We start from the raw sequence: 23,036 nt of genomic DNA on the forward strand, positions 1-23,036 counted from the left end.
GTAGACACTAAATCTGAGTTGGTAGTTACTACTAAATTTGAGTCGGTAGACACTAAATCTGAGTTGGTAGTTACTACTAAATTTGAGTTGGTAGACACTAAATCTGAGTCGGTAGTGCTACTAAATTTGAGTTGGTAGATAGGCTAAAATGTACAAAAACAGCGAATTTTGGTAATACTACTAAATCTGAGTAGGTAGCTGCTACCTACTCAGATTTAGACTATAATAGTAGTATTATTATTAACTCTCCCCCTGACCCCCTCAAAGGGGGAAAAGAGTGTGTGAGTGTGAGTGAGCTACAAAGAGAAAAGGAAACTATAATATTTCCTTTAAGAAACTCTGGGATTTCTCACCGAAAATTTTAGAGTATTCTACCTAAAACTCCAGAGTTTTAGCAACACATGGTGTAATTGTGATTTTTTTTGTGAGCACTGTTTGCAAACAGTGCTCACAAAGCATCTAAAACATGCTGTAAATGGTTTTATATAGTGTATTTTTGTGGCGTTGCAACATAGTATTAATCATTTAAAACGAAAAATGGCATGAATATGAATCCATCTTCTGATTATTATTTGAAAATCACAAATTTGGGGAATATTAGTACTTGTGTTATAGAGAAAGGAAAATTCTATGCTTGTTTTACCGATATACCCAACCCAGAAGAAATTATCTATGAAACCCCACTAAAGAGAGCAGTGGGTGTAGAAGTATTTCACGGATACCATCACATTTTCAAAAGAATTAAAACACGTAAATTACTAAAGAAGTATGGATTTACTGATAATGAAATATCATCCTTGTTAGAAGAGTTTAAACTAGACTATAATATTCGTGCAGATAAAATATGGCATGTTTCGATTAAAGCATCTTTGTTGATTGATATTTTATTTAAAAATAAAGATCTGATTTTTTTTAGTGCAGGTGGTTTGTCATTTCAGTCAAGAGAAAAAATATACTCTAGAATTTATCAGAAATTACAACTTTATCCCAATAAGACTGCTGTTGTTTTTGAGAATGTTGTTTTTTACGATAAAACAGAAGTTGAAATTGTATCCAAGGAGAGTGTAGATAATTATTTGGAATGGAGAGAATCGCATGAAGTTCAATCGCCTTATTATGTTAAATTTAAAAACGTTGAAGATATAGTATCTTTTGATATAGAAAAAGGCGCTTTTTATTCCTGTCACACATCAATTCCGGATTTAGCAAAGAAACTATCCAAGGCTAGCTATCCTAATGCTACAGGTGCTGCTGGAATTATTTATGAAAACAAGAAAATATTTAAATATACAACAGTAGAAAGATTCTTTAAAAAGCATATATGGAACAAGGATACCAGAATAGCACTTTATAATGAATTTGGATTTAAACTGAATAAATTAATAAATAGGCTTGAACCTTACATAAAAGCTTCCATATTGATTGATTTGTTATTTGGGAAGTTTGATAAGGTTATTTTCTTTGATATGAGAGATTGGCCTTCGGATATATATCCTCAAATTATTAATCGTATCAACAAGAAGCAACAAGAATTTCCTGAAAAGACAGTTGTTGTTTTCGAGGAGAATAAGTTATATGGGAAGACTTTCTTTGAATTAGTAAACAAACAAACGAAGTGACTGCGGTGAATGAATATTGTTTAAAAATAACCAATCTTGAAAATAGTACCTCTTATACTATTGAAAAAGGAAAATTTTATGCCTGTTTTACCGATATACTAGATCTAGGGAGAATTGCGAACAATAACTTTAGTGATACTATAGAAGTAAACACAGGGTTGTTTAAAGAGTTTTTTACTCTCTTTAAAAGAATTAGAGTACGTAAATTATTAAAAAAGTATGGGTTCACTGATGATGAAATATCATCATTATTTGAAGAATTTAACTTAGAAAAAAATATTCGTGCAGATGAATTATGCCATATTTTAATAAAAGCTTCTTTGTATATTGATATATTATTTAAGCAGAACGATCTGATCTTATTTAACACTATTGGCCTATCTTATCAAACAATTTCTAAAATATATCATAGGATTTATCAGAGAATGCAACTTTATCCCAATAAAACTGCTGTTGTTTTTGAGAACATTGTTTTTTACGACAAAACAGAATTTGAAATTGTATCCAAGGAGAATATCAATAATTATTTGGAATGGAGAGAATCGCATGAAGTACAATCGCTTTATCATGTTAAATTTAGAAATGTTGAAGATATAGCATCTTTTGATATAGAAAAAGGCGCTTTCTATTCTTGTCATACATCAATTCCGGATTTAGCAAAGAAACTATTTAGGGCTAATTATCCAAATTCTGTAAATAAAGGTGGAATTGTTTATGAAAACAAGAAAATATTTAAATATACAACAGTAGAAAGATTCTTTAAAAAGCATATATGGAACAAGGATACCAGAATAGCTCTTTATAATGAATTTGGATTTAAACCGAATAAATTAGTAAATAGGCTCGAACCTTACATAAAAGCTTCCATATTGATTGATTTGTTATTTTTTAGTAAATATTTTAATGAGGTTATTTTCTTTGAAATGAAAGATTGGCCTTCGGATATATATCCTCAAATAATTAATCGTATCAACAAGAATCAACAAGAATTTCCTGAAAAGACAGTTGTTGTTTTTGTAGAAAATAGATTATATGGGAAGACTTTCTTTGAATTAGTAAACAAACAAACGAAGTGACTACGGTGAATGAGTATTGTTTAAAAATAACTAACTTTTTTGTCACATACAAGTGGCGTTTTTCAAATATTTAGTAATTTTGTCAAAGAAGCCTTTGAAAAACGAGAAAAGAAATACATATCCAAAAAATAGTAATATGCCCGAACAACAAAATATAGAATACAAATCCTCTTGGCACAACAAGTATCTGGAATGGGTTTGCGGTTTTGCCAATGCACAAGGTGGTAAAATTTATATAGGCAAGGAAGATTCTGGAAAAGTCACTGGAGTGGAAGACTATAAAAAACTGATGGAGGATATTCCAAATAAAATCAGAAATCACATGGGAATTTCCGCTGATGTAAATCTTTTGCGGGAAGATGATAAATACTATATTGAGATTGTAGTCCAACCATATTCAGTGCCTATCTCGCTGCATGGTCAGTATTTTTATCGTAGTGGGAGTGTAAAGATGGAACTAACTGGAAACTCACTAAATGAGTTTCTTCTCAAACGTTCCGGTTTGACTTGGGATGAAGTAACTGAGCCGAGGGCAACTTTTGACGATATTGATGAAAGGGCTTTCAAAGCATACTTGGTTATGGCTAAAGAAAAAGACCGTTTGCCCGATGTGGAAGGATTAACTATGGAAGAAATCTTTGCTAAGTTACGACTAACTAAAAATGGAGAACTTACACGTGCTGCAATAATCCTTTTCGGAAAAGATCCAAGGTGTTTTTCTACGAATGCTTTTGTTAAGATCGGACGATTTAAAGGGGATGCAGACTTACGTTTCCAGGATGTTGAAGAAGGCAATTTAATTGTTTTGTTGAGAAACGTGTTGGAACGATTAGACCATAAATATCTTACTCGCTCCATTGAATTTAAGGGTATGCTTCGTTTGGAACACAGCGAGTATCCTATTCCGGCACTTCGTGAAATGCTTCTCAATGCACTAGTACACCGTAAATATATGGGATCATTTATTCAGATACGTGTATATGATGATAAGATAACTATTTGGAATGACGGTGCATTACCTGAAGAAATTACGTTGGAGTCACTCAAACACGTTCACTCATCCCATCCACGTAATCCGCTTATTGCCGATGTTTGCTTCAAAGGAGGACTTATCGATTCTTGGGGACGTGGCACAGTTCGTATCATTGAAACTTGCAAGGAAGCAGGGCTTCCTGAACCCGAACTCACAGAACGTGATGGCGGTTTCTTGGTAACTCTATTTAAGGATAATCTTACAAAAGAACAATTGCTTAACCTTGGGCTTAATGTAAGACAGATAAAGGCTGTTCTCTATGTGAAAGAAAAAGGAAAAATCACCAATAAGGAGTATCAAGAGATGAATGAAGTGTCAAGAAATACAGCAAGCAGTGAATTAAAAGAATTAGAGAATGGATTTTCCATACTAATAAACAAGGGGCAAGGAGCAGGAAGCTTCTATGAGTTAATTGCACAATAATTGCACAAATTGCATAAGGATTGCACAATAATTGCATCAATTACTTCAGAATAATCATACAGTTTACTTTTTCTTCTAGGAGTTAAAAGTTCAAAAAAGGTTATTGTCTGAAAAGCTTTAACTCCTATATCTCCAATTAACTCCTTCCATTCTTGAATATGAATAATGCAGAGGCATTATGAAATGTAAAATTTGACACAACAATGAATGCTTATCTTAGAATAAATGGCTATTTTTGCTGTTTAATTATCGATTATGGAGTTAGAAAAAGAACAAATTGCTAATAAGCCTATTATGCCGATATGGGTTTCTATACCTTTATTCATAATTGCTTCGCGTATATTAATGCTTGTAACTTCGGTGGTATATGTTTCGTTTGAACAGTTAATTAAAACAGACTCGGTTTATGTATCACTATTCAAAGAGATAATTCAGTGGTCTATTCTGGCTGCTGTAACAACATTCACAGCATATATTTTTTTGAAATACATTGATCTGGTTTCTCCAAAGGAATTAGGATTAAGTATAAAAGGAAGGGCAAAAGATTGCCTTGGGGGATTTCTTTTGGCAATTGTGTTATATGCAATAGGCTTCTCTGTTTCGTTAATGTTGGGTGCTGTTTCTGTAACAGAAGTACATTTTGATTTTCTTCTTCTTACTTTAAATCTTCTTCTGTTCTTTGTTGCTGCATGGTTCGAGGAAGTATTATGCCGAGGCTATATTCAAGGACGTTTAATGACTAAAATGAACAAATTTCTTGCTTTGGGCATTACATCAATAATATTTTCGGCATTGCATTTAGGTAATCAACATATAGATGTGCTTCCGATGATAAATTTATTTTTGGCAGGAATTATGTTAGGAGCTTCTTTTTTGTACACACGTAATTTATGGTTTCCCATTGTACTCCATATGTTTTGGAACTGGATTCAGGGCCCGGTGTTGGGATACGAAGTTAGTGGAACTGAACGATTGTCACTATTAACACTTTCATTACCCGAAAATAATATAATAAATGGTGGAGCTTTCGGATTCGAAGGGTCCATTATCTGTACTGTACTTTTAATATTAGCCTCAGGGTTAATAATTCTTTGGGGAGAAAAAAAGTAGAACACAGAGGCACAGAGTTTAATTTAAAAAACGAAAATTAAAATCTCTGTGACTCTGTGTCTCTCTGTGTTCTAAATGAATTTTAGATAATATTTAAAAAATAAATAATTATGAAATCAGACATTGAAATAGCTCGCAGCATAGAGCTAAAAAAAATTAAGCAAGTTGCCGAGGCAACAGGTATTCCTCGAGACGAAGTTGAAAATTATGGGAGGTATATTGCTAAATTACCTTTGCGGCTGATTGATGAAGAAAAAGTAGCCAAAAGTAATCTGATTCTGGTAACAGCCATTACTCCAACCAAAGCCGGTATTGGTAAAACAACCGTATCTATAGGCTTAACACTGGGATTAAATAAGATTGGAAAAAATGCAATTGTGGCTTTACGCGAACCTTCTTTAGGACCATGCTTTGGCATGAAAGGAGGAGCAGCCGGGGGCGGATATGCACAGGTGCTTCCAATGGAGAAGATAAACCTGCATTTTACTGGTGACTTCCATGCTATTACATCGGCCCATAATATGATTTCGGCTCTGTTGGATAACCATCTTTACCAATATCAGGATACTTGCTTCGGCCTGAAAGAAGTATTGTGGAAAAGAGTTATCGACATAAACGACCGCTCTTTGCGTAGCATAGTTGTGGGACTGGGACCAAAAGCCAACGGAATTACTCAACAGTCGGGATTTGATATTACTCCCGCTTCCGAAATAATGGCTATTCTTTGTTTATCTAAGGATGAGGATGATTTACGTAGACGATTGGAAAATATTCTTCTGGGATTTACGTATCAGGACGAACCTTTTACTGTAAAAGATCTGGGTGTTGCCGGAGCCATTACAGTATTATTGAAAGATGCTATCAACCCCAATCTGGTTCAAACAACCGAAAATACAGCTGCTTTTGTACATGGCGGACCATTTGCTAATATAGCCCATGGTTGTAACTCTATTATAGCAACCAAAATGGCTATGACTTATGGTGATTATGTTATTACCGAAGCTGGCTTTGGTGCCGATCTGGGAGCAGAGAAGTTTTATAACATTAAATGTCGTAAATCGGGACTGCAACCTAAGTTAACTATTATTGTAGCTACGCTTCAGGGACTGAAAATGCATGGCGATGTTAGTGTAGAGCATATAAAAGAACCCAATGCCGAAGGTATTAAGAAAGGTCTTAAAAACATAGATAAGCATATACAAAATATGCAAAGCTTCGGACAATCGGTAATTATTGCTTTCAATAAATATGCCAGCGATACAGACGAGGAAATAGATATTGTTCGTAAACATTGCAAGGAGATAGGAGTAGGGTTTGCAGTAAATAATGCCTTTACCGAAGGTGGTGATGGAGCTATAGAATTGGCCAATCTGGTTGTTGATACCATCGAAAATAAACCCTCTGCACCACTGAGCTTTACGTATGAAGATAGCGATACCGTATCTGCTAAGATAGAAAAGATAGCAACAAAAATATATGGTGCAGCAGAAATAACATACAGTTTGGAAGCCCGGAAAACAATGAAGCTAATCGAGAAGATGGGAATCTCTCATTATCCGGTGTGTATAGCTAAAACACAATATTCATTCTCGGCCGATCCTAAACAGTATGGGGTTGCTAAGGGATTTGAAATACATATCCGCAACATTGTTATTAATAATGGTGCCGAAATGATTGTTGCTATTGCGGGTGATATACTTCGGATGCCAGGATTACCCAAAGAACCACAAGCGCTTCATATTGATATTGTAGATGGTAATATTGAAGGGTTGAGCTAACATGAAAATAATAACCTATAATGTAAATGGGCTTCGTGCAGCTATTGGCAAGGGTTTCCCTGAATGGTTGGCACAAGAGCAACCAGATGTAGTTTGCTTGCAGGAAACTAAACTGCAACCAGACCAATATCCTTTTGAGTTATTTAAGGAAGCAGGATATCACTCGTATATCTTTTGTGCCCAGAAGAAAGGATATAGTGGAGTTGCAATCTTATCGAAAACGGAGCCCGATCATGTGGAGTATGGAATGGGGATAGAAGCATACGATAATGAGGGACGCTTTATCCGTGCCGATTATGGTGATCTTTCTATTGTAAGTGTTTATCATCCATCCGGTACCAGTGGCGAAGAACGGCAAGCATTCAAAATGGTTTGGCTGGAAGATTTTCAGAAGTATATTGAGGAGTTGCAGAAAACGCGTCCTAACCTGATTCTTTGTGGTGACTATAATATCTGTCATGAGCCAATTGATATCCATGATCCGGTAAGAAATGCAAAGAATAGTGGTTTCTTACCCGAAGAACGTGAGTGGATGACCCGATTCTTGTCTGTTGGTTATATAGACTCTTACCGTTATTTATTTCCTGACAAAAAAGAATATACCTGGTGGAGCTACCGGTTTAATGCACGTACAAAAAATAAAGGTTGGCGTATTGATTACTGCATGGTAAGTAAACCTGCCGAAGCACTTATCAAGGATGCCCGGATATTAAATAATGTGGTTCACTCCGACCATTGTCCGATGGTATTGGAGATTTAAGCACATTCGCCACGAAGTGGCAGGTTAATTCAGCCCCAGGCAACGCCTGGGGGAATAACAGCAACACTCTAGCGCCCTGATAAGGGCAGTTTATTGAGTTGGGCTTTCAGCCCGCTTTTATGGGATGTTTTCCATTCCCCAGGCGATGCCTGGGGCTGAATTGAGTCGGGCTTACAGCCCGTAGAACGTAGATTGTAAACAATACAAAATATTCCGAACATGACTGGGTTAAAACCCCTATTCAGTTTCTTCGTATTGTTTATAAGCACCCCTTAGTTGAGGGCAAGTTAAACTGATATATATCCCTTTTTATAGCCATTTTAATAGCACGTGCCAATGCTTTAAAGATACCTTCTATCTTATGGTGTTCATTCTGACCTTCGGCTTTGACATTCAGATTCATTTTTGCACCGTCGCTTAACGATTTAAAGAAGTGCAAAAACATTTCGGTAGGCATTTCTCCTATTTTCTCCCGTTTAAACTCTGCATCCCATACCAACCATGGTCGGCCTCCAAAGTCCAGGCATACCTGACAAAGGCAATCGTCCATAGGCAAGCTGTACCCATATCTTTCAATACCCCGTTTGTTTCCAAGGGCCTGATGGAAGCATTCGCCAAGGGCAATAGCAGTATCTTCGATGGTATGATGTTCGTCTACATTCAGGTCACCGTTTACCTTGATAGTAAGATCTATTCCTGAATGTTTGCCTATTTGTTCTAGCATGTGATCGAAAAAGCCAAGTCCGGTAGAGATATTGCAGGTACCATTACCATCCAGATTCATTGATATGTAGATATCTGTTTCTTTGGTTGTACGACGAACTTCGGCAGTGCGTTCACCGGCAAAAAGAAATTCGGTTATTTTATCCCAATCGGTTGTAGCTAAAGCACAATAAGATTCGAGTTGTTTATCTTTTAATGATTCAACAGAATCTTGTAAGTAGATGGCTTTGCATCCCAGATTTTTGGCTAATTCAACATCGGTTGCACGATCACCGATAACAAAGCTGTCGGACAAGTTGTATTCGGGGTTATCGATGTATTTGGTAAGCATTCCTGTACGAGGCTTACGGGTAGGGGCATTGTCTTCGGGGAAGCTTCTGTCAATCAGGATATCATCAAACGTAATGCCTTCTCCGGCAAAGGTTTTAAGCATCAGGTTATGTGCCGGCCAGAAAGTTTCTTCGGGGAAAGACTCTGTGCCTAATCCGTCTTGATTGGTGACCATAACGAACTCGTAATCGAGCTTGGTACGGATAAAGTTCAGGTTACGGAATACCTTTGGATAGAATTCCAACTTGTTGAGAGAATCTAATTGATAATCAATGGGTGGTTCGATAACCAGGGTACCGTCACGGTCTATAAATAATGCTTTCTTTTTCATAATTAGGATATTGCAGTGTAGGGGCATCCCTTGTGGGTGCCCTGATGGAATAATACATTGCAAACCATCATCAGGGCACCCACATAGGGGAGCCCCTACAGCATGTGGAATTGTTTTAATGTCTCAATCAATTTATTATTCTCTACCCGGGTACCAACTGTTATGCGTAAGCAGTTGCCACATAAGGCTATATTGTTTCTGTTGCGTACAATAATTCCTTCGCCTACCAAGTAATTGTAAATCTTACTTGCATCTGTAACTTTAGCCAGAAAGAAATTAGCATCCGATGGATATACCTTCTCAACAACTTTAAGTTTAGCAAAATCCTTCATGAGTGTTTTTCTTTCCTCAATCAGTGTTTTAACCCAGCGTTCTATCTCATAATATTTATGAAGTATTTCCATTCCTTGTTGCTGGGTAAGTTGATTTACATTATACGGATATTTAATTTTATTCAGGATATTAATGATATCTGTGGATGCAAATGCCATACCCAAACGAATACCTGCAGAAGCCCAGGCTTTAGAGAATGTTTGTAATATTACAAGATTAGGATATTTATCGAGCTCTTCAATGAAAGAAGGTGCTTTGGAGAAGTCGTTGTATGCTTCGTCCAGAATAACCAATCCTTCAAAGCCATTGATAATTTTTTCTATTTCGGAACGCAATAGATCGTTACCAGTAGGATTATTAGGCGAGCAAAGAAATAGTAGTTTGGTATGATTGTCGGTTGCTGCAATCAACTCATCAGCCGAAAACTGAAAATCGTTGTTTAATAGCACCTTACGGTATTCTACATTGTTCACATCGGCACATACCTGATACATGCCATAAGTTGGATCAATGGCAACTACATTGTCAACACCCGGTTCGCAGAAGGCACGGAAAACCAAATCAATGGCTTCATCGCTACCATTACCTAAGAAAATGTTTTCGGGTTGTGTTTTCTTTATACGGGCCAACTCATGTTTCAAATCCCATTGTAAAGGGTCGGGATATCGGTTGGTTGGCGCGTTATATGGATTTTCGTTAGCATCCAGAAATACAGATGCAGTGATTCCTTTATATTCGTCACGGGCTGAAGAGTATGGCTTCAGATTCCAGATATTGGGACGGGTTAGTTCTTCGAGGGGCTTCATTAGGAATTAGGAATTAAGAATTAGGAATTAAGAATTAAAAATTAGGAATTAAGAATTAATATGAGTTTGCACTAAATGCCCATAGGGCATTCATATCAATAGAACAATACGAATCTTCAATCATCACAACTCCATTAGGAGTTGCATAACATGTACGATGCAACCCGTACCGGGTTGTGATTGTATTTTGTTGTTGGCTTTCTATTGAGATGTATGCCCTACGGGTATCTTTACTGCTAATCCTCATTAAGAATTTCGGGTTTTAAATATTTTGTTTAATCTTAGTGTTACTGCGTTTTTATGCGCATCGAGTTCTTCGTTAGTAGCCATAATTTCTATAGCTGGTCCTAAAGTAGTTAACCCTTCTTTGGTTATTTCCTGGAATGTGATTTTTTTGGTAAAGCTATCCAAACTAACACCACTGTATGCTTTAGCATATCCGTTTGTTGGCAAGGTATGATTCGTTCCCGAAGCATAATCACCTGCACTTTCCGGAGTATAAGGGCCGAGGAATACAGAACCGGCATTGGTTATCTTCTCTGCAACATCCTGATAATTTGCTGTTTGAATAATAAGATGTTCGGGAGCATACTCGTTAGTGAGGCTGATTGCAGTATCCATGTTTTCTACCAGAATCAGTTTGCTGTGTTTCAACGATTGGGTAGCAATATCTCTACGCTCAAGGTGTCCTAACTGTTTTTCAACTTCAAAAGTAACTTCTTTTAAAAGAGATTCGGAAGTGGTAATTAATATCGCCTGGCTGTCGATTCCATGTTCTGCCTGTGATAATAAATCGGAGGCAACCAAAGCAGGGTCGGCTGTTTCGTCGGCTAATACCTCAACTTCCGATGGGCCGGCTGGCATATCAATCGCTACATCGCGTAGACTTACCAATTGCTTGGCAGCGGTTACATATTGGTTACCCGGACCAAATATTTTATAAACTTTAGGTACGCTTTCTGACCCGTAGGCCATGGCAGCAATTGCCTGTACACCACCTATCTTGAATATTTTATCTACACCTGCAACCTGAGCCGCAAATAAAATAGCCGGATGTATTTTACCTTCTTTATTAGGAGGGGTACAAAGCACAATCTCTTTGCATCCTGCTATTTTGGCAGGAACAGCTAACATGAGCACTGTAGAGAATAGGGGAGCGGTTCCACCCGGAATGTAAAGCCCTACTTTTTCAATGGGTACAGCTTTCTGCCAACAGGTAACCCCATCCATGGTTTCCACCTTTTTGCTTTCAAATTTTTGTGCAGCATGGAACTTTTCAATATTCTTCTTAGCCAGATAGATTGCTGATTTGAGCTCAATGGGAACCAAGCTTTCTGCTTCTTTTATTTCTTCTTTAGTAACATTGAGTGTTTTCAATTTTACTTTATCGAAATGAGATTCATAAGCCAGTATAGCTTCGTCTCCATTCGATCTTATCTTATTGATAATGGCTTGAACATTATCGAATAAGCTTTCAATTTGCAGTGATGGCCTTTTAAGAATACTTTCCCATTGTTCTTTGGCCAGATATTTGATTGTTTCCATATTTATAGAGTTGGGAAGGAGGTAGAGTGAGGTAAAGTGAGGTAAAGTAATTAGATTGATTCTTTACCTCACTTTACCTCCTATACCTCCTTTAATTCTTATTATAATATCATTTTCTCAATAGGCAACACCAAAATACCTTCTGCTCCTAAAGCTTTAAGTTTGCCAATGATTTCCCAAAATCGTTTTTGATCGAGAACGGTATGAACCGAACACCAGCCTTCTTGTGCCAGCGGCATAATGGTAGGACTCTTCATACCAGGTAATACTTGGATGATTTCATCTACCCGGTCAGAGGGGGCATTCATCAATACATATTTCTTATCTTGCGCTGTTTCTACTGCATTTAAACGGAAGAGGAGTTCATTGAGAATTTCTTTTTTCTCCTCACTCAATTCATTGTGAGCAATTAACACAGCTTCCGATTTCATAACCAGTTCTACTTCTTTTAACCGGTTGCTTACCAATGTGGAGCCAGAACTTACAATATCGAAAATGGCATCGGACAGGCCTATACCCGGGGCAACCTCTACCGATCCGGTGATAACATGAATTTCAGCTTTTACTTCGTTTTTCTTAAGGTAGTTCTCAAGAATAACAGGGTAGGAGGTTGCTATTTTCTTTCCGTTGAACCATGATACACCCGGATAGTCAATGTCTTTTGGAATAGCTAAAGCCAATCGGCATTTGCTGAATCCCAGCCTCTTGATAATTTGAGCATCTTCATCCTTTTCCACAAACTCATTTTCGCCTACAATACCCAGATCGGCTATTCCTGTAGCTACTGATTGTGGAATATCATCGTCGCGAAGAAACAAAACTTCGAGTGGAAAGTTTGATGACTGTACTAATAAGGTCCGTTTTGACGGACTTAATTTAATGTCTGACTCACTTAATAATGTCATTGTCTCTTCAAAAAGACGGCCTTTGGCTTGTACTGCAATTCTTAACATAATTATATTTACTATTTTACGATTTCTTGGTTATACAATAAAAAAAGGCTTACCTATGGGGTAAGCCTTACTATATTATTTCCACACAATATCATATATGCCCACCGCGTTAATCGTTAGGTAAATGATGATGATGTGTAGTTGCAATTCTCATATATTTTATTGTTTATTGCGACAAAAATAAAGTATTTTTATGAATATACCAAACTTTTATCACAAAAAATCAATCTTCGAGATCACAAGATGTGAAATTCATTTCATTTCTGGACTTTTCTTGTGAAAATGTAAAGTAGGTACAAATAGCTTTGGTACAAAGTTCTTTCTGTGCATTATACAAGGAAGCTTCAACAATAACTATGTTTCTCTTTATTTCTTTAATGCTGGCCCGTAGCTCAATCTGTTCATCGCGTGTATCAACAGATTTCATATAGCGGGTTTCCATTTTAGATGTTACTCCGGTAGTTTGTAGTTTACGCAGAATAATCCAGGCACAAATCTCATCTAACAAAACGGCTTGTATGCCACCATGTAGTGTGTTTATCCAGCCTTGATATTCAGGACGGGGCTTCCATTGGCTTATAACTTCGTCGCCATCTTCGTAAAACTCCATTTTTAAACCAGCTTCGTTATTGGGTGCACAACCAAAGCAGTTGTAACCTTCCAAATCTTTCCAAGGATTAATTATCTTTTTCATCGTTTTGAGTTATGAGTAATGAGTTTTGAGTGATGAGTTGTGAGTGATGAGTTTTGAGTAATGAGTGATGAGTAGTGTTGAATGGTGAGTTTTGAGTAACTCACTACTCACTACTCATAACTCACAACTCACTACTCATAACTCTTCAGTCCTGTTTCAAGGAACTCTACATATTTATCAATATCCTCATCATAAGCATACGACTTATTTAAGGGTTTACCTTCGTTATCAATCAGTACATAAAATGGTTGTGCGTTTGCACCGAATTTAACACGTTGCAGATAACTCCATTTATCTCCTTCGGTACGGAGTGTACGTTCCCGGCCGTTTTCGTTGATCTTTATTTGTTCGGGAAGCTTGGTTTTGTTGTCTACAAACAAGGTAATAAGTACATATTCATTATTAATAAGGTTGCTTACCTTAGGATCGGTCCAAACGGCAAGTTCCATTTTACGACAGTTTACACAACCATAGCCGGTGAAATCCAACATTACAGGTTTGTTGTGTTTACGTGCGTATTCCATACCAGCATCGTAATCGTCGAACTTGGCATGTACTTCGCTGGTATATAAATTGAAATCCTGAGTGTTCATTGGTGGCGCAAAAGCACTAACTGCTTTTAAAGGTGCTCCCCAAAGACCAGGAATCATATATACAGCAAAGGCCAGTGAAATTAGTGCAAGGAAGAAACGGGGTACAGACACTTTATTACCTTCGTCATCGTGTGGGAATTTGATTTTTCCTAATAGATAGAAACCTAATAAACCAAAGATTACAATCCATAGAGCAAGGAATGTTTCACGATCGAGTATGCCCCATCCATAAGCCAGATCGGCAACAGAGAGGAATTTTAATGCAAAAGCAAGTTCCAGGAATCCCAAAGTAACTTTGATAACATTCATCCAACCTCCTGATTTAGGCATCGACTTAAGCATGGAGGGGAAAAGTGCAAATAAGGTAAACGGTAAAGCCAATGCCAATGCAAAGCCAAACATACAGATGGCAGGGGCAACAACATTACCCGTTGTGGAGACTTCTACCAGCACGAAACCTATGATGGGGCCGGTACACGAGAACGAAACAAGAGCCAATGTAAAGGCCATCAGGAAGATACTGATTAAACCGCTTGTCTTCTCAGCTTTGCTGTCTACCGAGTTACTCCATTTAGAAGGAAGTGTTATTTCGAAAGCACCAAAGAAAGAAGCTGCAAAAATAACCAGCATCAGGAAGAAAATGATATTGAATATGGCATTTGTAGATAAAGCATTCAATGCATTTGCTCCAAATAGCAGTGTGATGGCAATACCAAGGGTAACATATATAACAATGATAGATATACCATAAGTAACAGCATCGGTAATACCTTTTTTCTTGTCCTTTGTACGTTTCAGGAAGAAACTAACAGTCATGGGGATAATTGGCCATACACAAGGAGTAAACAAAGCCAGCAACCCACCAACAAAACCGGCAAAGAAGATGTATAACCACGACATGTCTTTCTGTGAGGTTGTTTCACCAAAACTCTGAAGCTCAGTAATAACCGGAGCCCACCAATCTGATGAATCAGCAGCCGGATTGGAGACTGTCTTATCTTCTGTTTTTGATTCTAACGAAGCAATATCCAACGGCTCGGTTGCAATTATTTGTTTAGAACCCTCAGTCTGTGTTACAACTCGCTCAACATCCGAAGATGCTGTACCATTGGCTTTAAAAGGTACTTCCATAGGTGGCAAACAGGTTTCGTCATTGCATGCACCATATTCCAAATAGCCTTCAATGCTGTAGTTCTCTTCAGTGAGTTTCAGTTTCTGAACAAATTGTCCTGTAGTTTCAAAGTAACGAACATTCATCTGGAATATATCGTCGAACTTCTCTATTTCTTTACCTCGTGGTTTAAGTTTACCACTCAATTCAATACCTTTACTTTTTTCTACATTGAAAGTAGCCGAGATAGGTCCATCTTCCAAATCGGTTGAGTAAACATGCCATCCGGCTTCAATAGTAGCAGTGAAAACTATTTCAACTTCATTGTTTGTTAGTTTCTTGAATTCACTTTTAACCTTAACCGGTTCTAATATCTGTGCATTCAATCCCGCCAGAAAAAAGAATAATATACTGGTAAGGAATAATGTTTTCTTCATAATGAGTTTTTTGTTAAATGGTATAATCTACACAGGCACGGTTATCTTTGGCATCGGCAATAATTTTACCGGCTTCAACATGTGCAGGGTGGGTAGCGTAAACTTTCACATCATCCAGCGAGTCGAATTCACTGTATAACGCAATATGCCAGGTTTCTCCGGGATTTATGTTTATGCCTACCTCTATTTTACGGATAACATCTATAACCGGAGGCAGGGCCTCAATAGCTTGTTTAAAATTGTTTGCTATTTCCTGTTTAACATCAGCAGGAATTTCATCTTTCAGCTTAAATAATACAATGTGCTTTACCATACGTTGCTATTTCGATATTTGTTTTTATATTTGCACAGTTGAGCTTTAAAAGTCTCAACAGATTGACAATATGTTACTTAATCCAAGCACAAAAATAAGTTTTTTGTTTCAAACTATAAACTTAAAGGCTCAAAAACCATAAACTTATAGGGAATGTTAATAATAGGAATTGCAGGTGGTACCGGATCGGGTAAAACCACAGTGGTACGTAAAATAGTTGAGAGTCTGGGAGCCGGTGAGGTAGTTCTCTTACCACAAGACTCTTATTATAAGGATAGTAGCCATGTACCACCCGAGGAGAGGCAGAATATTAATTTTGATCATCCTGATGCTTTTGAATGGGAATTGCTTTCCAGTCATGTACGAAACCTGCGCGAAGGAAAGAGTATTGAACAGCCTACCTATTCTTATTTAACTTGTACCCGGCAAGCAGAAACAATTCATGTAGAACCACGCGATGTTATAATAATAGAAGGCATCCTGGCATTGTGCGATGATGAGTTGCGCAGTTTAATGGATTTGAAAGTGTTTGTTGATGCCGATCCCGACGAACGTCTTATCCGTGTTATTCAAAGAGATGTGATTGAACGGGGCAGAACAGCCGAAGCTGTAATGGATAGGTATACCCGTGTATTGAAACCCATGCATCTGCAATTTATTGAACCATGTAAACGTTATGCCGACTTAATTATTCCCGAAGGAGGAAATAACAAAATAGCCATCGATATACTAACGATGTATATAAAGAAACATCTTTGATTCTAAATGAAAAAAACTGTATACATATTATTTATACTATTAACTCTTTGGGCTTGTAAACGGCAACAGGTTCAGCAACAGCAAGACATGTCGGCCTATGATTTACCACAAATCCTTGCCAAAGGCGAACTTGTGATTCTTACCCTGAACAGTTCAACTTCTTACTTTAATTACCGGGGACAGGATATGGGGTTTCAATACGAACTGGCCGAACAATTTGCTCAGGAATTAAAATTGAAACTGGAAGTTAAAGTAGGAAAAAGCATTTCCGAACTACTTGAAATGCTGGAAGCCGGTGAGGGTGATATTATTGCATACAATGTACCAATTGTAAAAGAATTAAGAGATAGTGTTCTTTTTTGCGGTGAAGAGGTAGTTACCCATCAGGTAATTGTTCAACGCAACCGGAAAGACGAACTGCTGACGGATGTAACACAATTGGTTGGGAAAGAAGTTCATGTACAATCGGGCAAGTATTATGATCGGCTTGTGAATCTTAACAATGAATTAGGAGGCGGTATTATTATAAATGAGGTAAACAGCGACAGTATTTCTATAGAAGAACTTATAACACAGGTTTCAAAGGGAGAAATCCTTTATACAGTATGTGATAATGATGTGGCTCTGCTGAACAAGACGTATTATCCCAATCTGAATATAAAGATGGCTATCAGTTACGATCAGCGTTCTTCATGGGTTGTTCGAAAAGATTGTCCTTTACTGGCAAGTACCGTGAATATGTGGCATGCCGAAAATCATACATCACCGGCGTATGAGGCAAGTGCTAAAAAATATTTTGAGATTAGTAAAGCAGTACCTTATACAGCCATCCTCTCTTTACAGGATGGAAAAATATCTCATTTCGATGATCTTTTCAAGAAATATTCTCAGGAAATAAACTGGGATTGGAGATTATTGGCAGCTCTTGCCTATACAGAATCTAATTTTGATTCAACAGTAGTATCGTGGGCCGGAGCACGAGGGCTTATGCAACTTATGCCTGGTACAGCACGGGCAATGGGTGTACCCGAGGGGATGGAAAACAACCCGGAAGAAAGTGTGAAGGCGGCTGTAAAATATTTAGGTATTACTACCCGTAATTTGTATTCCGTATCGGATGCTGATGAAAGAATAAACTTTGTGTTAGGTGCTTACAATGCCGGATTAGGACATATTTATGATGCTATGGCGTTAGCCGAAAAATATGGAAGCGACAGGAATATCTGGTATAACAATGTAGAGAAGTATATTTTGCTAAAGAGCAATGAAGAGTATTATAATGACCCTGTTTGCAAACATGGATATTTTCGCGGAATAGAGACTTATAACTTTGTAAGGGATATTAATTCGCGGTTTGAGACTTATAAGGCGAAGATAAAAAAATAGTCTGGACCTTTCCTCATAAAGTCCAGACACCTATTAGTTCCTATACCAATGCTTGCCCTGCCCTAAGCAAAAGCATTTCCTTTGGTACAGATGTTTGTATTGCATTTTTTAGAATGTCCAGCAAACTATTACGTACATAGTTTCTATGATATATAATTCTGATTTCGCGTGTAGGCTTTGGTATAGCGAACGGACGAACAAATGCTTGTTGATCAACATTTAATTGTTTAGTAGCAAGTTCAGGAATAAATGTAATGCCATGACCGCTTTCTACCATTCGCATAAATGTTTCCAGACTTCCCAGGTTGTATCTTATTTGATTCAGCTTAACCGATTCCTGCTGACAGTAGCGCACTAACTGGTCGCGAAAACAGTGTCCTTTATCCAATAGCCATAAGTGATTGGTATTAACTTCGGAAGTTTTAATTAGTTCGTTTTTAAATACAAGTTCTTTTTTAGATACATATCCAAAAAACTCTTCGTAAAACAGGAACTCTTCTTTAAGGTTCAAATCTTCGGGATGAGTAGCTGTAATGGCAGCATCAATCTCATCGGATAAAAGGCCTCTTTCAATTTCGTGGGTTTGTTTCTCCATAACCCGGATATCAATCTCAGGATGACTGTTTACCAGTTGAGGAAAAAAACGGGGAAGAAGATAAGGAGCAATTGTTGGTAATACAGCCAATCGAAGAACACCGGATAGGGTATTTTTTTCTTCGTACACAATTTCTTTTACTTGCGATACCTGTAATTGAATTTGTTTAGCCTGTTTCAGTATTTTTATTCCTATAGCTGTAGGGGTAACAGGTTGAATGTGGCGGTCGAATAGTTTTACGCCAAGTTCATCTTCCAATTTTTGCACCATAGCACTTAATGTGGGTTGGGTAACTCCACAATGTTCCGCAGCTTTGGCAAAGTGACGATATTTATCTACAGCCAAAATGTATTCCAATTGTTGTATTGTCATTTTCTATATTGTATTTATGTGAATATAGTATTTATCTATGCAAAGATAACAATTTTCTGGCTTCTTCTCGCATGTGTCGGGCAGTGGTAGCTTGGGTGTTTTTTTCTTTTTCCAATACTAGTTGGGCCATTTCCTTACATTTAGCCGGATTCTTATAATTGGATTCGTTATAAAGCTTGGATAGAAAATAGTATGGAAGCATCCGGTTAGGTACCATATTAGTTGATTTGATATAGTAGCTTTCGGCTTCTGTATAATTGCCTTTCAGATGGTGATTTCTTCCCATCACATCATAAATCATAGGGTTGGAACTTAGTTTGGCAGACTCTTCCAATACTTTATTCGATTCATCGTATTTGCCCAATTTGTGCAAACAATATCCATACTCATACAAAAATGCAGGTTTATGTTTTAATTGGTCATACAGTTTTTCATATCCCTCATGGGCCGAACTGTATGCAGCAACATGGAACAAACGTTGGTACTTTTTCCATTCTTTGCTAACATAATAATCATTCATTTTCCACCAATGAATACCAAATAAACCAATAACAATGGCTATTCCTATCAGCCACAACCGTTGCTGTTTCATAATAAAAGTTCTCTTATAAATTCATATTCAACAATGAATAACAAACTTACTGACTGAATTGTTGAGATACTTTTATTTTTTTAGAGATGAATGCTTTATTCACTCATTCGTTGCTGCTCGTTGATTAATTCTTTGTTCTCTTTGGCAGTTTTGATATACTCTTTAACCAAGGGGTTATTCTTCAATGCGTATGGTGCAGCATTTATAATATCTTCTATTTGAGGAGTTAAAATAGGGTATGGCATACTTGTGCCCAGTAGAATAAAAACATAAGGACCTAACACGTTTTCACCATTGCTTACAATGAAATCTTTTACAAGCGTAGTCATTTCTTTGCCTATAACTTCGCTTTTTTGAAGTATTTCTGCTTTTACTTCATCCAGACCTCTCCCTTCCAGGATAAGACGGGTTTCGGAACGTTCCAGTTCATACAAACGATTTTCTATTTCCTGTCTTTTATCCAGAAAGTTATATAGTAAATCATTCATGGATGTACCCCGAGCGGATAAGTCGTTGTAAGCCAGCGATATTTTTATTTTTCCATTTTCTAAAATCAATGGCATAATACTTTGATTGTCCAGAAATAGCGTAGCCATTGCAACAGAATCTACCTGTCCTTTCATGGTAAAGAAACCATGAATAACTTCTGCCGAATCTACAGCCAGCCACTGGTTGTTCTGGTAGACTTTTAAAAATATGATTTTCCCATCCATGTTAGACATTGCTGTATTTCCTTCAATAGCGTATTTGGGTGTACATGAACAGAAGAAAATACTCAAAAGCAAAATGGATAATAATTGTTTCATCTAAAGGCCATTAATGTTTGTTTTACAAAAATACAATCAATTAGTTATCATCCGAAAAAAATTATCAATATTTAAAACTTCACAGTCGGTTTTATGTTTCATTGGATGTTTAAATTACCAAACAGTAATTAATTCAATTAGATTTTTTATTTTTGCAGCTAAATGACATTACAATATGTCATTAAAATATGCTTAAATCATATATCACATTATAAAAACTTTAAGAAAAGAGTATGAATAAAATTAAATTGTATTTGTTGGTGCTTTTGATTCCATTAGCATTATCAGTAAAAGCTGACGAAGGAATGTGGTTGTTGCAATTAATGCAGGAACAACATGCTGTTGACATGATGAAAAAACAAGGGTTAAAGCTGGATGCTATTGATTTATACAACCCTAATGGTGTTTCGTTGAAGGATGCTGTAGGCATATTTGGTGGTGGTTGTACTGGCGAAATCATCTCACCCGAAGGGTTAATTCTAACCAATCATCATTGCGGATATTCTTTTATACAACAACATAGCTCGGTCGAAAACGATTATCTAACAGATGGTTTCTGGGCTAAAAGCCGGGAGGAAGAATTGCCAACTCCCCGTTTAAAGTTCACTTTTATAGAAAGAATTGAAGATATTACAGACATTGTAAATCAGCGGATTGCTGCCGGAACAATAAGTGAGGCAGAATCGTTTTCGCAAAAATTCCTTGCCGAACTGGCTAAAGAGTTACATGTAACAAGTAACCTGAAAGGTAAAAAAGGTATTGTTCCGCAAGCACTTCCGTTCTATGCCGGAAACAAATTCTATCTTATTTATAAAAAAGAATATACGGATGTGCGTATGGTAGCTGCTCCGCCATCGGCAATAGGTAAGTTTGGAGGAGAAACAGATAACTGGATGTGGCCACGCCATACCGGCGACTTCTCTATGTTCCGTATTTATGCAGATGCAAATGGCGAACCAGCTGACTATAGTGCACAAAATATTCCTCTGAAAACTAAAAAGCATCTTTCAATATCTTTAAAAGGAATTGAAGAAGATGATTATGCCATGATCATGGGCTTTCCGGGAAGTACAAGCCGCTACCTTACAGTATCGGAAGTACAAGAGAGAATGGATGCAACCAACTCGCCAAGGATACTTATTCGCGAGAATAGACAAGCCGTTCTTAAAGAGGTAATGAACGCTAGCGATAAGATACGTATTCAGTATGCAAATAAATATGCCGGTTCATCAAACTACTGGAAAAACTCTATTGGTATGAATAAGGCAATTGTTGATAATAATGTATTGGAAACAAAAGCCGAACAGGAAGCAGCCTTCCAGGAATTTGCAAAACAGAAAAACAATCAGGACTATATAAATGTAGTAGCCAAAATAGATGATGCTGTTGCTCAAACACAGCCACTACGTTACCAACGTACTTGTTTAATGGAAGCTTTCTTTAGTGGTATTGAGTTTGGTGTACCCGATGTAGTATTTAAAGAAATGAAAACAGCTTTGGAGCAAAACAACACTGCTAAATTTGATTCTTTGAAAACAGGTTTACAGGGCCTATATAATCGGATTCACAATAAAGACTATGACCATGAAGTAGATCGTAAAGTAGCCAAGGTGCTGATTCCGTTATATGCAACCATGATTGAACCGGATATGCGTCCTGAATTCTATTCGATTATACAAAACGAATTCGGTGGTAACTATGATGAATTTATTGATGCCATGTACAATAATTCTATTATGGCAAACAAGGCGAATTTTGAAAACTTCCTGAATGCACCTACTGTTGATGCAATAGACAAAGATTTGGCAGTTAGATATTACAGTTCGGTAGTTGCTAAGGCCAGGGAACTAACCTCGGCTCTTGTTCCTTTAACAAACGAGTTGAATATTCTTCATAAAACTTATATACGTGGATTAGGTGAAATGAAACTTCCTGTACCATCTTATCCGGATGCTAACTTTACAATTCGGTTAACTTATGGTAATGTTGAATCATATCGCCCCAGAGATGGTATACATTATAAATATTATACCACAACAAAAGGTATTCTGGAAAAGGAAAATCCTAATGACCGTGAATTTATTGTTCCTGCCCAACTGAAAGAACTGATTAACAATAAAGATTTTGGCAGATATGCTATGGCCGATGGTGAAATGCCGGTATGTTTCCTTTCTACCAATGATATTACAGGAGGTAACTCCGGAAGCCCGGTACTAAATGCAAGAGGCGAACTGATTGGTTGTGCTTTTGATGGCAACTGGGAATCTTTGAGCGGTGACATCAATTTTGACAATAAGAAACAACGTTGCATCAATGTGGATATCCGTTACATTTTATTCATTCTCGATAAATTAGGAGGATGTGGACATCTGATAAACGAAATGACAATTGTTGAATAAATAACTATGAACACAGAGACACAGAGAGCACAGAGATTATCTATATTTAAAACTCTGTGTCTCTGTGTCTCGTATATTTGCATCATTAATGATCCGTTATTTCTCCGAGTGTTGTATATTCGTAGTTAATACGGAAAAGAATAGTCTCTCAATTGTGCC

The 23,036-nt window shown here is 37.2% G+C and carries 19 protein-coding genes and 2 pseudogenes; 9 read left to right on the plus strand and 12 right to left on the minus strand.

Features of this window, described 5'->3' with window-relative positions; translation table 11 throughout:
- Positions 1-542 precede the first annotated feature (542 nt).
- The 6 genes from D0T85_RS16380 to D0T85_RS16405 all read left to right on the plus strand — a co-directional run bounded on the left by D0T85_RS16380 (position 543) and on the right by D0T85_RS16405 (position 7,799).
- Complete coding sequence (locus D0T85_RS16380) at positions 543-1,619, plus strand: hypothetical protein (RefSeq protein ID WP_163214602.1); 1,077 nt, start codon at positions 543-545, stop codon at positions 1,617-1,619.
- Complete coding sequence (locus D0T85_RS16385; RefSeq protein ID WP_163214603.1) at positions 1,616-2,695, plus strand: hypothetical protein; 1,080 nt, start codon at positions 1,616-1,618, stop codon at positions 2,693-2,695. Before D0T85_RS16380 ends, D0T85_RS16385 begins: the two co-directional genes overlap by 4 nt.
- Before the next feature lie 136 nt (positions 2,696-2,831).
- A complete protein-coding gene (locus tag D0T85_RS16390; RefSeq protein ID WP_163214604.1) occupies positions 2,832-4,151 on the plus strand; it encodes an ATP-binding protein in 1,320 nt (439 codons plus the stop codon).
- A 255-nt stretch (positions 4,152-4,406) separates the two neighbouring features.
- Complete coding sequence (locus tag D0T85_RS16395) at positions 4,407-5,261, plus strand: CPBP family intramembrane glutamic endopeptidase (RefSeq protein WP_163214605.1); 855 nt, start codon at positions 4,407-4,409, stop codon at positions 5,259-5,261.
- A 110-nt stretch (positions 5,262-5,371) separates the two neighbouring features.
- A complete protein-coding gene (locus tag D0T85_RS16400) occupies positions 5,372-7,039 on the plus strand; it encodes a formate--tetrahydrofolate ligase (RefSeq protein ID WP_163214606.1) in 1,668 nt (555 codons plus the stop codon).
- A 1-nt stretch (position 7,040) separates the two neighbouring features.
- Positions 7,041-7,799 (plus strand): exodeoxyribonuclease III, encoded by a 759-nt coding sequence (locus D0T85_RS16405; protein ID WP_163214607.1) that lies wholly within the window; start codon positions 7,041-7,043, stop codon positions 7,797-7,799.
- Between the two features lie 259 nt (positions 7,800-8,058).
- Here D0T85_RS16405 and hisB read toward each other — a convergent pair whose 3' ends face one another.
- From hisB to D0T85_RS16445, 9 genes and pseudogenes are all read right to left on the minus strand, one after another.
- Positions 8,059-9,183, minus strand: coding sequence for a bifunctional histidinol-phosphatase/imidazoleglycerol-phosphate dehydratase HisB (gene hisB / locus D0T85_RS16410; RefSeq protein ID WP_163214608.1), 1,125 nt, complete (start codon positions 9,181-9,183; stop codon positions 8,059-8,061).
- 95 nt (positions 9,184-9,278) lie between these two features.
- A complete protein-coding gene (gene hisC, locus D0T85_RS16415) occupies positions 9,279-10,322 on the minus strand; it encodes a histidinol-phosphate transaminase (protein WP_163214609.1) in 1,044 nt (347 codons plus the stop codon).
- A gap of 55 nt (positions 10,323-10,377) precedes the next feature.
- A complete protein-coding gene (locus tag D0T85_RS16420) occupies positions 10,378-10,569 on the minus strand; it encodes a hypothetical protein (protein ID WP_163214610.1) in 192 nt (63 codons plus the stop codon).
- Positions 10,569-11,867 (minus strand): histidinol dehydrogenase, encoded by a 1,299-nt coding sequence (gene hisD, locus D0T85_RS16425; protein WP_163214611.1) that lies wholly within the window; start codon positions 11,865-11,867, stop codon positions 10,569-10,571. The genes D0T85_RS16420 and hisD overlap by 1 nt, the downstream gene beginning before the upstream one ends.
- A 101-nt stretch (positions 11,868-11,968) precedes the next feature.
- Positions 11,969-12,820, minus strand: coding sequence for an ATP phosphoribosyltransferase (hisG, locus tag D0T85_RS16430; protein WP_163214612.1), 852 nt, complete (start codon positions 12,818-12,820; stop codon positions 11,969-11,971).
- 223 nt (positions 12,821-13,043) lie between these two features.
- Positions 13,044-13,514, minus strand: coding sequence for a PaaI family thioesterase (locus D0T85_RS16435; protein WP_163214613.1), 471 nt, complete (start codon positions 13,512-13,514; stop codon positions 13,044-13,046).
- A 131-nt stretch (positions 13,515-13,645) separates the two neighbouring features.
- Positions 13,646-15,073: pseudogene (locus D0T85_RS16440) on the minus strand (protein-disulfide reductase DsbD family protein); the annotation flags it as partial.
- 137 nt (positions 15,074-15,210) lie between these two features.
- Positions 15,211-15,655 (minus strand): annotated as a pseudogene (locus tag D0T85_RS23225) (protein-disulfide reductase DsbD domain-containing protein); the annotation flags it as partial.
- A 13-nt stretch (positions 15,656-15,668) separates the two neighbouring features.
- Positions 15,669-15,968: a Dabb family protein gene (locus D0T85_RS16445; protein WP_163214615.1), complete on the minus strand. Its 300-nt coding sequence runs from the start codon at positions 15,966-15,968 to the stop codon at positions 15,669-15,671.
- A 153-nt stretch (positions 15,969-16,121) separates the two neighbouring features.
- On the opposite strand from D0T85_RS16445, the gene udk reads away from it, so the two are divergent.
- Positions 16,122-16,727, plus strand: a complete 606-nt coding sequence (udk, locus tag D0T85_RS16450) for a uridine kinase (protein ID WP_163214616.1) — start codon at positions 16,122-16,124, stop codon at positions 16,725-16,727.
- Positions 16,728-16,733: 6 nt separating this feature from the next.
- The gene (locus D0T85_RS16455) at positions 16,734-18,113 is read left to right on the plus strand and encodes a transporter substrate-binding domain-containing protein (RefSeq protein WP_163214617.1); all 1,380 of its coding nucleotides are present in this window, start codon (positions 16,734-16,736) and stop codon (positions 18,111-18,113) included.
- A gap of 40 nt (positions 18,114-18,153) precedes the next feature.
- On the opposite strand, the gene D0T85_RS16460 is transcribed toward D0T85_RS16455, so the two are convergent.
- The 3 genes from D0T85_RS16460 to D0T85_RS16470 form a co-directional block, all read right to left on the minus strand.
- The gene (locus D0T85_RS16460; protein ID WP_163214618.1) at positions 18,154-19,080 is read right to left on the minus strand and encodes a hydrogen peroxide-inducible genes activator; all 927 of its coding nucleotides are present in this window, start codon (positions 19,078-19,080) and stop codon (positions 18,154-18,156) included.
- Positions 19,081-19,111: 31 nt separating this feature from the next.
- The gene (locus tag D0T85_RS16465; protein ID WP_163214619.1) at positions 19,112-19,672 is read right to left on the minus strand and encodes a M48 family metallopeptidase; all 561 of its coding nucleotides are present in this window, start codon (positions 19,670-19,672) and stop codon (positions 19,112-19,114) included.
- Positions 19,673-19,767: 95 nt separating this feature from the next.
- Positions 19,768-20,478, minus strand: a complete 711-nt coding sequence (locus D0T85_RS16470; protein WP_163214620.1) for a DUF4369 domain-containing protein — start codon at positions 20,476-20,478, stop codon at positions 19,768-19,770.
- A gap of 350 nt (positions 20,479-20,828) precedes the next feature.
- Here D0T85_RS16470 and D0T85_RS16475 point away from each other — a divergent pair, with 350 nt between their 5' ends.
- Positions 20,829-22,877, plus strand: coding sequence for a S46 family peptidase (locus D0T85_RS16475; RefSeq protein ID WP_370459993.1), 2,049 nt, complete (start codon positions 20,829-20,831; stop codon positions 22,875-22,877).
- The last annotated feature ends 159 nt before the right edge of the window (positions 22,878-23,036 follow it).

Origin of the sequence: Bacteroides sp. 519 (genome assembly GCF_010500955.1) — a bacterium.
Lineage (GTDB): Bacteria > Bacteroidota > Bacteroidia > Bacteroidales > Bacteroidaceae > Bacteroides.